Here is a 14124-nt window from a genome sequence, read left to right as displayed (position 1 = left end):
AATATGAAAGACGATAAATTCCCAAGTGCTTATATACAAGATATGAAACTTTTACTTAAAGACGATTATGGTGATTTTATAAGCTCTTATAACGAAAAAAATCATAAAGCTGTAAGCGTGAACACAAAAAAGCTTTCAAGAGATGATTTAAAAAAAATAATTGGAAATAATTACGAAGACGTACCTTGGAGCGATAGCGGTATTTATACGGATAGTGATGATATGATGTCAAAAAATCCTATGTATCATACAGGCGCTTATTATATACAAGAGCCTTCAGCTATGGCACCTGCAAATTATCTTGATGTGCAAAAAGGTATGAAAGTATTGGATATGTGTGCATCTCCTGGAGGAAAAACATTTCAAATATCACAAAAATTATCAGATGAAGATTTGTTAATTTCAAATGATATAAATACAAATAGGATTTTGCCGCTTTTAAGAAATATAGAGTATTATGGGCTTAGAAATGTTATGATAACAAATGAGAATCAAGAAAATATATCTAAAAATTTTTTAAGTTTCTTTGATAGGATACTTCTTGACGCACCTTGTTCAGGCGAAGGGATGTTCAGAAAAGATAAAAAATTAATACCATCTTATGAAAGAAGTAGAAAAGAGACGGTTGAAATTCAAAAAGATTTGCTTGAAAAAGCAGCGTTAATGTTAAAAGTGGGGGGCAAGTTGTTATATTCAACTTGCACTTTCAATACAGACGAAAATGAAAAAAACATTTTAAATTTCCTTTCAAAACACAGTGAGTTTGAACTTATAGATATACCGAAAAAAAATGGAATGATGAGTTTTGATTTTTTAAAAGAAAGCGCAAGATTTTTTCCACATAAAACTAAATCGGAAGGTCATTTTTTGTGTTTAATGTATAAAAAATCAGAAAATGAAAAAAATATTTTTGAAGAAACAGATTTAAAGAGTGAATCCTATATAGATAGTAAATATGAAAAGAAAAAATATTTAGATAGAAAAAAACTGCCTAAAGAATATACAGAATTTGAAAAGAAATTTTTGAATTGCAAGTTGGAAGGCAATTTTTTTATGCAAAATAATTCTTTATATCTTGAGATTTTTGATAAAATACTTAAATATAAGATTAGAATTGCAAGAAACGGATTGTATTTAGGAGATTTGAAGAATAATGAATTTGTTATATCAAGTGCACTTATAAGATATTTAAAATCTAAAGATTTTCAATATACAATAAATTTCGGATTAAATGATGAAAGAGTTATAAAGTATATAAAAGGTGAAACTTTAATAATGGATGGCATAAAAGACGGCGATTATATAGTTTGTCTTGAAGATTATCCGATAGGGCTTGTCAGAGCAAAAAATTCAAAATTGAAAAATATGTACAACAAAAATTGGAGAATAATGTAAATTTTTATGTTTAAAACTCTATGATATATGTGTAATATTATAAAGATTTGATTGTTTTTAGAAAAAATACTTTATTAATATTATATTTTAAATGTAATTAATAATATGTGTTAAAAATCGTGATAGTTTAAGCTCAAAATAAGTACATAGAGTTATTTATAAATACTTTATATACTTAGTTGTTAATGAGTTAATATGTTAAAAATTGGAGTTTTGTATGCTGTATGTTGTAGGTATAGGTTCGGGCAATAAAGATAATATGAGCTTTGCCTGTTATGATGCAATAAAAAAATCAGATGTTATAGTAGGATATGACAAATATATATCTCAGATTCAATATATGATACAGGACAAACAGATATATCAAAGTCCTATGATGAAAGAGATAGAGCGTTCAAAAAAAGCAATAGAATATGCAAAAAAAGGAAATACTGTGAGCGTGATATGTTCAGGAGATAGTGGTATATATGCAATGGCAGGATTAATAATGGAATTGGCAGAGGATGATATAGAAATAAAAGTAATTCCTGGAATAACATCGGCAATACTTGCATCTTCTTTGTTAGGCGCACCCATAATGCACGATTATTGCAGTATATCTCTAAGTGATCTGATGACACCTCTTGAACTTATTTTTAAGCGTATAGAGCTTGCAAGTATGGGCGATTTTGTTATTGCCATATACAATCCTAAAAGTAAAAAAAGAAGTGAACATTTGAAAGAATCTGTTGATATAATGCTTAGATATAAAAGCAAAGATACAGTAGTAGGGGTTGTAAAAAAAGCATATGATGTAGAACAGGAAGTAAACATATGCACTTTAGAGTCAATAAATTATGATGATATAGATATGCACACTATACTAATAATAGGAAATTCGTCAACTTATGTAAAAAACGGAAAAATGATAACTCCAAGAGGCTATGAGAAAAAATATATAGATAAAATAAACTCATAAAATATTTTATAAAAAATAAATCTTATAAATAACGGGAAAAAACATTGATGAGCAGAATATGGGTAATAGGCGGTACTGTAGAAACATATAAAGTTTGTGATGAATTATTGCATAATAACAAAGATATAATTGTAAGCGTAGCTACTGATTACGGATACGAAGAATTTGCAAAATTTAAGCAATTTTTGGTAAAAGGCAGAATGGATAAAATGCAAATGATAGAGTTTTGTCAAAATAATTGTATAAATAAAATAGTAGATGTATCTCATCCTTATGCAAAAGACGTATCTAAAAATGCTATGGAAGTATCTGATGAACTTTGTATTAAATATTACAGATATGAAAGAACGGATATACAAGTTTTACAAAAGTATGATAAGATGTATTATGCAGATGATCATATAGATGCAATAAATTTGGCTAAAAAATTTAATTTTAAGAGAGTTTTTTTGACAACAGGTATAAAAGATGTAGATAAATATATAGATGCCAATTTTGATGAGCTATTTATAAGAATATTGCCACGCAGTGAGCAAATAGCTTATTTTGAAAATAAAGGCTATAAATCCAAAAATATAATAGCAATGCAAGGACCGTTTACAAAAAATATGAATATAGAAACTATAAAACATATAAATGCAGATGTTATGATAACAAAGCAAAGCGGTAAAGAAGGAGGATTTGATGAAAAAGTATTATCTTGCATAGACACAGAAATATCTGTTATAATTATAAAAAGACCATTATTAAAATATGAAAATAGATTTGACAACATTGACTTTATGATAAAAAACATAATCTTAGGAGATGAATGATATATGAAATCAAAACATGGAGCTAATCTTTTTGAACTTGCACAAAAACTTGGTTGTAATATAGAAGAATTCAGAGATTTCAGTTCTAATATAAATCCTTTCGGTACAAGTAAAAAGGCTATTGAAAAACTGTCACATAATCTTGATAAGGTTTCTATTTATCCGGATCCTGAATATAAAGATTTAAAAAGCAGTATATCAAATTATTGTAAATGTAAAACAGAAAATATATTATTGGGTTCAGGAGCGAGCAGTTTTATAAATTCATTTATAAAAATACTGTCTCCCAAAAATTCCTTAGTTTTGTCACCTGCCTATTCAGAATATGAAAAAGAGCTTTTAAAAATAAATTCAAATATTTCAAAGTATTTTTTGAAATCGGAAAATAATTTTCAAATAAATTTAGATGAATTTATAGATTTTATAAATAAAAACGAGATAAATACAGCTATAATATGTAATCCCAATAATCCTACAGGAACTATACTTACAAATACGCAAATAAAACAGATTTTGCAAAGCACAAACTGCTCACTTATAATAGACGAAACATATATAGAATTTACAGACACCGATATATATAGTTGTGACAGTTTATGCGATTTTTATGATAAACTGTTTGTAATTAGGGGAACAAGCAAGTTTTTTGCATCCCCTGGAATAAGATTGGGATATGCCATTACGTCAAACAGGAATGTTATAGAAAGTTTTGAAAAATACTACAATATACTTTGGGATATAAACATATTCGCTGATATAATGGGACAAGAAATGTTTGAAGATGTTGATTTTCAAAAAGATACTTTTGACAGAATAACAAAGCAAAGAAATTTTATATTTGAAGAATTATCTAAAATAGATTTTTTCAAGCCTTACAAAACGTATGGTAATTTTATACTTGTAGAGATAAAAGATAAAGATACAAAAGCAAGTAATCTTTATGATTATCTTTTGCAAAATAAAATAATCATAAGAGATTGCAGTAGTTTTGATGGGCTTAATGATCGTTATTTTAGAGTATGTATATTAAAAGAAGATGATAATGAAGATTTAATAAAACAAATAAAAAATTTTATAAATGGTAGAATATGATAATATTAGGAATTGATCCGGGGATAGCTATAGTAGGCTATGGAATAATAGAATATAAGAACAACAGTTTTAAAGTTTTAAGTTATGGAGCTATAACTACACCTGCAAAAATAAATTTGTCAAGCAGAATAAAATCTATATATGATGATATAAATACACTGCTTGCTAAGTATGATATAGATGCCCTTGCTGTAGAAGAGCTGTTTTTTAACAAAAATGTAAAAACAGCTATAGATGTAGCACATGCAAGAGGCGTCATAATGGTAGCGTGCTCAAATAAAGGAATACCTATATTTGAATACACTCCATTGCAAGTAAAACAAGGTGTTGTCGGATACGGCAGAGCAGTAAAAAAACAGATTCAGGAAATGGTGAAAATCATACTTAATTTGCCTGAAATACCAAAACCTGATGATGTTGCAGACGGTTTGGCGCTTGCAATATGCCACTGTCACAGTTCCAATCACAGTGATATTTTCAGAGCATAATTAGTTGATTTATAAAAAATAGACTGTAAAAATTTACAAAATTTTCTTGTATTTCTCACAGTCTATTTTTTATATTATACAGTTTTATGCTGTTATCTAATAGAATAATAGATAATTTATATTAATAAATCTGTAAATAATGTTGTATTTTATTAAATTTACAAAACACTATCTTTCTATAGAGCTTTAGTATCATACTATTATATAAGTAAATATAGGTATTTTTTAATATATTTGAGCATATTATAATTTAAAAAGTATTTAATATTATACATTGCTTTATTACATTTATGTTTTTTAATTTCATTTATTGTTTAAAAATATTCATAATAATGTTATAATTACTAAAACAACAAGATTATTACACATTATTTTGTTGTTGCTTTTTTTGTTAAATATATTATAATATTTTATCAGTGATTTTGTTTAAAAAAATATTTGGGAGTATTTATGCTTGATTATATAAACGGAAAGGTTATGCAAAAAGGGCTCGGATATGTTGTAGTGGAGTGTAATGATATAGGATACAAGTTGCTTGTTTCACAAAACACGTCATATGAGCTTAATTTGGATCAAATAAATATCATATATACACATCTTGTAGTTAAAGAAGACGCTATATCTCTTATAGGTTTCAGTTCTATAACGGAAAGAGATATGTTTGAGCGGTTAATCAGTATTTCAAAAATAGGTGCTAAAACTGCGCTCTCTATACTGTCTGTATATACACCTAGTGATGTAGCCAAGTTTATAAAATCATCCGATATAGTATCACTCAGCAAAATATCCGGTCTTGGTAAAAAAACTGCTGAAAGGTTGATATTGGAGCTTAAAGACAAGGTAGATATGTTTGTAAATACAGATGATGTAGTATTAAAACCTAATAACCCTGTTTCATCTATTGATAATTTAGTCACAGATGAAGCGGCAGAGGCTTTGATGATGTTGGGCTTTACAGCTAAAGAATCACAAAATGCTGTTCAAAAGGCTTATGATATAAAACAGAGTGAAGATGTTCAGGATATAATAAAAACAGCACTTTCTTTATTGAAAAAATAGATTAAATTTACTCTTAAGCCTTGAAAAAATTTCAATATTAAAAATTTATGATAAAAATAGATAATTGTGACAAGAAAAAATATAATAAATTTTTTTGGTGTTAAACAAGCTGAATTAAGTTGTGAAATGAGTTATTATAAAGATATTAGCTTGTAACAAGAGGTGATGTATGATAGAAAATATAGATGACAGAATAATAAATTCGTCTTATAAAAAAGAAGATGAAAATGAGCTTGATTTAAGACCGAAGACTTTAGGCGAATATATTGGGCAAAAAAAAGTGGTAAATCAGCTTGATATATTTATAAAAGCGGCAAAGTCAAGAAGTGAATCGCTCGATCATGTCTTGTTATATGGACCACCGGGGCTTGGTAAAACTACACTATCACATATAATAGCAAATGAGATGAATTCAAATATAAAAATAACGTCAGGACCGGCGATAGAAAGAGCAGGAGATCTTGCAGCACTGCTCACAAATCTTCAGCAAGGAGATGTGCTTTTTATAGACGAGATACATAGAGTAAATCGTTCTGTTGAAGAAGTACTATATCCTGCGATGGAGGATTATTGTATAGATATAATAATAGGTAAAGGACCGTCAGCACGTTCTATAAGGCTTGATATACCTAAATTTACTCTAATAGGTGCAACAACAAGATCAGGTATGCTCACATCTCCACTTAGAGACAGATTTGGTGTTATACTTAATCTTGAACTTTATGATACTGAAGATTTGCTGAAAATAATACTTCGTTCAGCAAATATATTAAATATCCCTATAAAAAAAGATGCCGGTATTGAAATTGCCAAACGTTCAAGGGGTACTCCAAGAATAGCTAACAGGCTTTTAAAAAGAGTAAGAGATTATGCACAAGTATTGGGAGATGGTGTAATAACAACTAAAATAGCAGATGAGGCACTTCATATGCTCGGTATAGATTCATTGGGACTTGATACAATGGATACAAGGATATTAAAAGCTATGATACAAAATTTCGATGGAGGACCTGTAGGTATTGATACTATATCTGCATCAGTAGGCGAAGATAAGGAAACAATAGAAGATGTATGTGAGCCGTTTTTGATACAAAATGGATTTTTGATAAGAACACCGAGAGGAAGAATTGTTTCAGATAAAGTTTATGAACACTTCAAAATATCTAAAAGAGGAAAATAATATGAAAAACTTAAAGTTGTTTTTTATTGTGGAAGTAATGTTTTTTGCGTTTGCAATTTTTAATATCAATCATGTTTATGCAGAAGATTTGCTGATTTTTGATCAAGAGGTTCAAGTGAAAGAATCACCGATTTTTGATAAAAGTTTGCAGTCAAACGAAATAAAAGATGTAAAATTGAAAAATATTAAGGCAAAAGATACACAAGCAAATGACATTCAAGTAAAAGATGTTGAAGCAAAAGATATTCAAGTAAATAATATTGAAGTAAAAGATACTAAGGATATACAAGTAAGTTCAAAAAAAATAGCTATAGGACTTAAATTTGACAAGACAAGTGTAAAAGAATTAAAATTTAAATCAAATGGATTGTCAATTTCAAATGATGTAAGCACAAAATTAATAAGCACAGATAAAATATTTACTGCAAAACCTCTGCAATTTGTATATGTGGATGAAAATTCAGATACAGAGAGTTCTTCTGATTTTATATTTGCGGAAAGCGTGGATAAGTTTAAAAATGCGAGTTTGGCAAATAAGTATTCAACTCAAATAAAAGATGCTGTAGGTATTTATGATTCAAAAAGTAATCTAATAATAACAATACCTCCAAAAAGCGATATATATTTTATTTCAAATGATTCATCTCCGATAGAAGTTTTTGACAAGAAATATAGAGGCGGATTAAAATTTATAAACAATAATTCAATGCTTGCAGTTATAAATTATCTTTATGTAGAAGACTATTTGTTAGGAGTTGTTTCAAAAGAAATGGTATCTTCTTGGAATTTAGAAGCATTGAAAGCACAGGCTATAGCGGCGAGAAGCTTTGCATATAGCAACTATAATAAGTTTTCAAAATATGGCTTTAATCTTACAGATGATACAAGAAGTCAAGCGTATGGCGGATTTTCAGCAGAAACTGACAATACTACAAAAGCTGTGAACGAAACAAAAGGGATTGTAGGTTATTATGAAGGTAAAATTGCAGAACTGATATATAATGCAAGTTCAGGTGGAAAAACTGAAAGCAGTCAAAATATATGGCTCAGTAAAATACCTTATCTCATAGCACAAGATGATCCATATTCAATAGGTAATCCATATGATAATTGGAGTTTTTCTGTTACATCATCAGAAATAGAAAATATCTTCAAAAAAAGAGGTAAATATATAGGAACATTGCAAAATGTTACAATAGATGATATAACTTCTCAGGGCTATGTGATAAAGATGACTTTTAACGGAAGTATTTTAAGTCAAACTCTAAAAAAAGATGAGATAAGAGGATTATTTGGAAGCTCAAAATTAAAAAGTCTAAAATTTGCTATGACAAATTCATCAGGCACATATAATTTTTCCGGTAGCGGTTATGGTCATGGTATAGGAATGAGTCAATACGGAGCAAAGTCTATGGCGGATAAAGGTTATAATTATACACAAATATTGGAGTTTTATTATCCTGGTGTAAAACTGGAACAAATTAAATAAATATACAAAAGGAAGAATTTTAATTGAAAACAAATGATTTTTATTATGATTTGCCTGAAGAGTTGATTGCTCAAGTCCCTCTTGAGGACAGAAGTGCATCAAGGCTTATGGTGTTGGATAGAAATACAGGTAATGTACAGCATAAGATATTTAAAAATATAATAGATTATGTGGGAAAAGATGATGTACTTGTATTTAATAATACGAGAGTTCTACCGGCAAGACTGTTTGGAAAGAAAAAGGATACAAATGCAAATATAGAAATATTGTTATTAAAAAGAATAGAGCTTAACAAATGGCAGATATTGGTAAAACCTGCAAAAAGAGTAAAAATAGGCACTCAGATATATTTTGGCAATGGTGAGATGACAGCTGATGTATTGCAAGAGTACGATGAGGGAATAAGGATAGTAGAAATTTCATATAATGGTGTTTTCGAGGATATAATTTCTAAATACGGATTTATGCCTCTGCCACCATATATTAAAGAAAAATTGAGCGATAAAGAAAGATATCAAACAGTGTATTCCAAGATAAACGGTTCATCAGCCGCACCTACAGCGGGATTACATTTTACAAAAGATCTGATAGAGAGTTTGAAAAATAAAGGTGTTCAAGTAGAATATATCACTTTGCATGTTGGGCTTGGGACATTTAGACCTGTGAAAAGTGACAATTTGGAAGAACATCAAATGCACAGCGAATACTATAATATATCTGAAGAAACGAAAAATAGACTTAATGATGCAAAAAAATCTGGTAAGAGAATAATAGCAGTAGGCACAACAACAGTTAGAACTTTAGAATCTTCAGCAAATGGTTATGGATATATAGAAAAAACTCAAGATGATACTAATATATTTATATATCCTCCATATGATTTTAAGTTTGTAGACTCTGTAATAACGAACTTTCATTTACCAAAGTCAACTTTAATAATGATGATAAGTGCATTTGCAGGAAAAGACAATGTATTTAGAGCATATGCGGAGGCTGTAAAAGAAAAATATAGATTTTTCAGTTTTGGAGACGCTATGTTTATACAATAAAAGATATTAATACTAAAAATCTTTTAAAAAACCATATATAATATGAAATAATGCAATAAATATTCAGATAAAAATATATTATATAGAAATCAAAATTGTATGGCATTTCAAATTGGCAATAGTATAAGATAAACCAAATTACTTTCAGATTGTAATTTAAAATAGATAATAGTATAAGAAAAACACATAAATATTATTTGTATAAATTAATCTTATAAATATTAGTATAAAATGATTAGAAAGGCTTAAAATGCAAAAACCTTTAGAATTTGAAGTTATAAAAAATTGTACTCACAGCAAAGCGAGATACGGAAAATTAAAAACATTACACAATGAGTTTGAAACGCCGGTATTTATGCCTGTAGGCACAAATGCTACAGTAAAATCAATGTCAGTAGATGAATTGAAAGAAATAAATGCACAAATAATATTATCCAATACTTATCATTTATATTTAAGACCAAGTGATTTGATTGTGAAAAAAGCCGGCGGTTTGCATAAATTTATGAATTGGGACAGATCAATACTTACTGATAGTGGCGGTTTTCAAGTATTTTCACTTGGAGATTTGAGAAAAATAAAGGAAGAAGGAGTATATTTTCGTTCACATTTAGACGGTTCAAAGCATTTTATGGGGCCGGAAGAGTCTATAGCTATACAAAACAATCTCGGCTCTGATATAATGATGTCATTTGATGAATGTGCACCATATCCTGCAAGCTATGAGTATATAAAAGATTCTTATAAACGTACATCAAGATGGGCAAAAAGAGGACAAATAGCTAATAAAAATCCCGAAACTCAAGCATTGTTTGGTATAATACAAGGTGGAATGTATCAAGATTTGAGATATGAATCTGCAAATGAACTTGTTGAAATGGACTTTTTGGGGTATTCGATAGGAGGGTTATCTGTAGGAGAGCCTAAGCCGTTAATGTATGAAGTATTGGATTATACAGTAGATTTAATTCCCAAAGAAAAGCCGAGATATTTAATGGGAGTAGGAAGTCCTGACGATTTGTTTGAAGGAGTTATAAGAGGTATAGATATGTTTGACTGTGTACTTCCTACAAGGATTGCAAGAAACGGCACAGCTATGACCTCAAATGGAAAAGTGGTTGTTAGAAATGCAACATATCAAGAAGATTTTACGCCATTAGATGAAGAATGTGATTGCCATGTATGTCGCAATTATTCAAGAGCATATATAAGACATCTTATAAAAGCAAATGAAATACTTGGCGCAAGACTTATAACATATCACAATCTATATTTTTTAATAAATCTTATGAAAAATATAAGAACAGCTATAAAAGAAGATAGACTCTTGCAATATAAAAAAGATTTTTTTGCTAAATATTACAAAATATAGATTATTTATTAAGATAATTTTAATAATATTATGATATTATTTTTCTGTAAACAAGTCTACCGGAGAATTTATGAATGTAGAAACTGAAGCTGTAATATTAAAAACTCAAAAATATAAAGAATATGATGAGATAATAACAGTATTTACTAAAAAATTTGGGAAAGTAAATATGTTTGCACGTTCGTCAAAAAGGATAAAAAGTCCGTTACTTTCAGGTACTCAGCTATTCGGATATGTAGATATGGAAATAGATTTAAGAGAAAGCGGAACCAAACTTTTTAACTCAAAAATAAAAAAGAGCTATTACAAATTTTCGGAAGATTTGTCAAAGTACTATTTTGCAAGTTATATATGCGAACTTATAGAAAAAACTCAACAAGAAAATCAAACGGACACAAGATTATTTTCAATGATAATAGAAGTTTTTGAGCATATAGAAAAAGGAAATAGTAATTTAAAATTGTTAAGGCTAATTTTTGAGTTGCAACTGCTTAAAAGTTTAGGCATAACACCTAATCTAAGTAATTGTAACATTTGTAATTCTACTGATACAGATATTTTGAAACATATAGACATATATCAGGGAAGCATAGTTTGTGAAAATTGTGTTAAAAATAATAAACTTAATGTTTACAGACTTGATAAAAACTTGATTAGATTCATAAAATATGTGTATAATAACGATATAGATAAAAGTCTAAATGTGAAAATAGCAGATATTTTGTTGGAACAATTAGATAAGTTCATACAAGTATATATGTGTTCTCATTTTGGAAATTTGAATATAAATTCATATTTAATAGTAAAAGAGGAGGAAAAAATCAATGATAACATTAGAAAAAATTGATCAGATTGTAGAAAGAACAGGTGTATCATACGCGCAAGCAAAAGAGGCTCTTGAAAAAGCTGAGGGAGATGTAGTAGAAGCTATAATATATATAGAGCAAAGCAGTGCGAGATTTTCAAAATCAGTTTCAGATGGTTTTATGCTAAAAAAAGATGAAGTTATAGAAACTCTGAAAGATTTAATCCAAAAAGGCAATGTTACAAAAATAATAATCGAAAAAGATGCTAAAAAAGTTCTTGAAGTACCTGTAAATATAGCTCTGTCTGCAGGAGTGTTGTCATTGTTTTTAGGAACATTACTTATACCTGTAGTAGCAGTGATAGGAACTGGAATGTATATAGGTAATTTCAGAATAAAAGTCATAAATGATGACGGTAGCGAAATAGATGTAAATGAAGAAACACAAAGAAGATTGTTGGAACTTAAAAATAAAGTTGATATAAGCAAGAAAAATGAAGAAAAAGACGATTTAATAGACATAACTAATGAAGTTATAAACGAAGCTGACAAAGAAACTGAAGATAATAAAGAAGATGAAGAAATAAAAGATGAAGAAAAATAATTTTGTCAATTATCTATATTGATTTAAAATTAAAATAAGATATTGTGAATTTTTGCATTAAGTAACAAATATTTAATAAAAAATTAAGTAATTTATGATATTATATAAGTAGTAGCTAAGCTATTACTTATATTTTTTTTGCATTTATACAAAAATAGATGGAGGTATATAATGAAAAAAATACTTGCAATGATAATGCTTATAGTATTAGTGTCATCAGTCGGCTGTAATAATTCGCAAGAAAAAGAGTATAACAATCAAACTACAAGTCAGACTCAAAACGATAAAGAAAATAAGGATGAAAAAGAAACAGAAAATAAAGACAAAGAAGTAAACAATGATACTGTAAAAACAGATAAAGTGCCTGAAAAAAGAGAAATAACAGCACTATATTTTTATGATAACTCAAGTTTAATTTTTGATAAAACTATATCCGAAAAAGATTTAAGTGATTACATATCTAAAGAAACAAAAGATGAGTTTGATAAAACAACTCTTTTAAAATTAGAGGTAGAAGATAATAAAATAATCTCTCTAAAAAAACAGGACAAAGCAGAAGTAATGGGGATATATATAGGACTTGGAGATTTAAATATAGCTGAATTCAGTTATAATTTAAATTCATTCAGATTGGAAATATCAGAAGAGCAAGCAGAAGAATTGGAAAAAATACCTGAAAACCAAATGCTTTTATTACAAATAGAAAAATCAAATCAAAATGAAAGTAATTTTAGACTCATTAATTATTCTTTGAAATAGTTATTTTAAATATTTATCTATATTTCTGATTATATATTAAATTAGCTTAAAAATGGAATCAAAAATATATAGTAAATTTGTTAAATAAAATGATTTACAGCATATTCAGCAAACTTATAATAAATTTATTATATTTGTTAATTTTTGACTTAAAATTTTTATAAAAAAATATTTTTATATCATTCTTAATATAGATTAATAAAATGCAGTATATTAATTATAGACTTTATTGTAGGGGGTGCATTTTAGTGGGAGAAAAATTATTATTTTTAGGAGTTGCATTAATGCTCATTGAAGCTTTTATACCTGGGTTTGGAGTGTTTGGAGTATCAGGTATTTTGGCATTTATAGTCGGTATAGTCTTTGTATCTCCTAACATATATTATGCGATTGCAATAATAGCTGTGGTTGTTGGAATATTTGCTATCATTTTTGCATTAATAGCAAAAAAAATTCCCAAGGGGAGTTTGTATAAGACATTATTTTTAAAGACAAATTTGAACAACGAAGAAGGTTTTCTATCATCAAAAGACAACAATAGACACCTTGGAGAAGTGATGATAGTAGATACTTTTTTAAGACCGTCAGGAAAAGTAAAAAAAGATGACAATGTATATGATGCTATGAGCGAAGGTGAATTTATAGAGAAAAATGAGAAAGTAAAAGTTGTTGGAAATAAAGGATATATACTGATTGTAAAAAAATTGGAGGGAGAATAATGGTATCCTCGCTATTTATAATTTTAATTTTAATCGTAATAGGAATAATAATATATTTAATCAGCAGGTAATCAATACTATTACCTAATTAAATATAGATATTTTTAATTTAATATTAATAGTTATTTAATTAATGAATAAAATATATATAATCTTTTTACTTTGAGTATACATAATTTTACTTATACTATGTTTCCGTTTGAAATACCATATAGTTTTGATTTCTATATTATAATTTCTATGTACATTATTTTATGTTATATATGGTTTTTTAAAGCTTTTTAATATTAACAAATAAACCCTAACAGAAGAAGATAAATTATTCTATTATTTTTAGCAT

14 protein-coding genes are annotated in these 14124 nt (G+C 27.9%); all 14 read left to right on the top strand.

Annotated elements, in window-relative coordinates; all coding sequences use genetic code 11:
• Window positions 1-3: 3 nt before the first annotated feature.
• Entirely contained in the window at window positions 4-1395 is a 1392-nt protein-coding gene (locus HMPREF9630_RS02075) for an RsmB/NOP family class I SAM-dependent RNA methyltransferase (protein ID WP_009526884.1), read from the top strand.
• A 217-nt stretch (window positions 1396-1612) separates the two neighbouring features.
• Window positions 1613-2353: a precorrin-3B C(17)-methyltransferase gene (gene cobJ / locus HMPREF9630_RS02070; protein WP_009526883.1), complete on the top strand. Its 741-nt coding sequence runs from the start codon at window positions 1613-1615 to the stop codon at window positions 2351-2353.
• Between the two features lie 47 nt (window positions 2354-2400).
• Window positions 2401-3168 carry a precorrin-6A reductase gene (cobK, locus tag HMPREF9630_RS10265; protein WP_009526882.1) on the top strand — a complete coding sequence of 256 codons (768 nt, stop codon included), beginning with the start codon at window positions 2401-2403 and terminating at the stop codon, window positions 3166-3168.
• A gap of 3 nt (window positions 3169-3171) precedes the next feature.
• Window positions 3172-4260 carry a pyridoxal phosphate-dependent aminotransferase gene (locus tag HMPREF9630_RS10260; protein WP_009526881.1) on the top strand — a complete coding sequence of 363 codons (1089 nt, stop codon included), beginning with the start codon at window positions 3172-3174 and terminating at the stop codon, window positions 4258-4260.
• Entirely contained in the window at window positions 4257-4748 is a 492-nt protein-coding gene (gene ruvC / locus HMPREF9630_RS02055) for a crossover junction endodeoxyribonuclease RuvC (RefSeq protein WP_009526272.1), read from the top strand. The genes HMPREF9630_RS10260 and ruvC overlap by 4 nt, the downstream gene beginning before the upstream one ends.
• A 450-nt stretch (window positions 4749-5198) precedes the next feature.
• Entirely contained in the window at window positions 5199-5807 is a 609-nt protein-coding gene (ruvA, locus tag HMPREF9630_RS02050) for a Holliday junction branch migration protein RuvA (protein WP_009526880.1), read from the top strand.
• A gap of 169 nt (window positions 5808-5976) precedes the next feature.
• Window positions 5977-6987 carry a Holliday junction branch migration DNA helicase RuvB gene (gene ruvB / locus HMPREF9630_RS02045; RefSeq protein ID WP_009526879.1) on the top strand — a complete coding sequence of 337 codons (1011 nt, stop codon included), beginning with the start codon at window positions 5977-5979 and terminating at the stop codon, window positions 6985-6987.
• 1 nt (window position 6988) lies between these two features.
• Complete coding sequence (locus HMPREF9630_RS02040; protein WP_009526878.1) at window positions 6989-8476, top strand: SpoIID/LytB domain-containing protein; 1488 nt, start codon at window positions 6989-6991, stop codon at window positions 8474-8476.
• Window positions 8477-8499: 23 nt separating this feature from the next.
• On the top strand, window positions 8500-9525 hold the full coding sequence (gene queA / locus HMPREF9630_RS02035; protein WP_009526877.1) for a tRNA preQ1(34) S-adenosylmethionine ribosyltransferase-isomerase QueA: 1026 nt from the start codon (window positions 8500-8502) through the stop codon (window positions 9523-9525).
• A 250-nt stretch (window positions 9526-9775) separates the two neighbouring features.
• On the top strand, window positions 9776-10897 hold the full coding sequence (gene tgt, locus HMPREF9630_RS02030) for a tRNA guanosine(34) transglycosylase Tgt (RefSeq protein ID WP_009526876.1): 1122 nt from the start codon (window positions 9776-9778) through the stop codon (window positions 10895-10897).
• Window positions 10898-10967: 70 nt separating this feature from the next.
• Entirely contained in the window at window positions 10968-11744 is a 777-nt protein-coding gene (gene recO / locus HMPREF9630_RS02025) for a DNA repair protein RecO (RefSeq protein WP_009526875.1), read from the top strand.
• Entirely contained in the window at window positions 11722-12306 is a 585-nt protein-coding gene (locus HMPREF9630_RS02020; protein ID WP_009526874.1) for a DUF4342 domain-containing protein, read from the top strand. Before recO ends, HMPREF9630_RS02020 begins: the two co-directional genes overlap by 23 nt.
• A 171-nt stretch (window positions 12307-12477) precedes the next feature.
• Window positions 12478-13065, top strand: a complete 588-nt coding sequence (locus tag HMPREF9630_RS02015) for a hypothetical protein (RefSeq protein ID WP_009526873.1) — start codon at window positions 12478-12480, stop codon at window positions 13063-13065.
• Between the two features lie 248 nt (window positions 13066-13313).
• Window positions 13314-13784 (top strand): NfeD family protein, encoded by a 471-nt coding sequence (locus HMPREF9630_RS02010; RefSeq protein ID WP_040465174.1) that lies wholly within the window; start codon window positions 13314-13316, stop codon window positions 13782-13784.
• The last annotated feature ends 340 nt before the right edge of the window (window positions 13785-14124 follow it).

The sequence above is a fragment of the Peptoanaerobacter stomatis genome, from assembly GCF_000238095.2.
Taxonomy (GTDB): domain Bacteria; phylum Bacillota; class Clostridia; order Peptostreptococcales; family Filifactoraceae; genus Peptoanaerobacter; species Peptoanaerobacter stomatis_A.
This window is presented reverse-complemented; position numbering and strand designations above follow the sequence as displayed.

Bases quoted from the DNA above. Each gene is read 5' to 3' on its own strand.
- recO (WP_009526875.1), top strand. From the start codon at position 10,968: ATGAATGTAGAAACTGAAGCTGTAATATTAAAAACTCAAAAATATAAA.
- ruvA (WP_009526880.1), top strand. From the start codon at position 5,199: ATGCTTGATTATATAAACGGAAAGGTTATGCAAAAAGGGCTCGGATAT.
- HMPREF9630_RS02020 (WP_009526874.1), top strand. From the start codon at position 11,722: ATGATAACATTAGAAAAAATTGATCAGATTGTAGAAAGAACAGGTGTA.
- HMPREF9630_RS10260 (WP_009526881.1), top strand. From the start codon at position 3,172: ATGAAATCAAAACATGGAGCTAATCTTTTTGAACTTGCACAAAAACTT.
- HMPREF9630_RS02015 (WP_009526873.1), top strand. From the start codon at position 12,478: ATGAAAAAAATACTTGCAATGATAATGCTTATAGTATTAGTGTCATCA.
- tgt (WP_009526876.1), top strand. From the start codon at position 9,776: ATGCAAAAACCTTTAGAATTTGAAGTTATAAAAAATTGTACTCACAGC.
- HMPREF9630_RS02040 (WP_009526878.1), top strand. From the start codon at position 6,989: ATGAAAAACTTAAAGTTGTTTTTTATTGTGGAAGTAATGTTTTTTGCG.
- ruvC (WP_009526272.1), top strand. From the start codon at position 4,257: ATGATAATATTAGGAATTGATCCGGGGATAGCTATAGTAGGCTATGGA.
- ruvB (WP_009526879.1), top strand. From the start codon at position 5,977: ATGATAGAAAATATAGATGACAGAATAATAAATTCGTCTTATAAAAAA.
- cobJ (WP_009526883.1), top strand. From the start codon at position 1,613: ATGCTGTATGTTGTAGGTATAGGTTCGGGCAATAAAGATAATATGAGC.
- HMPREF9630_RS02075 (WP_009526884.1), top strand. From the start codon at position 4: ATGAAAGACGATAAATTCCCAAGTGCTTATATACAAGATATGAAACTT.
- cobK (WP_009526882.1), top strand. From the start codon at position 2,401: ATGAGCAGAATATGGGTAATAGGCGGTACTGTAGAAACATATAAAGTT.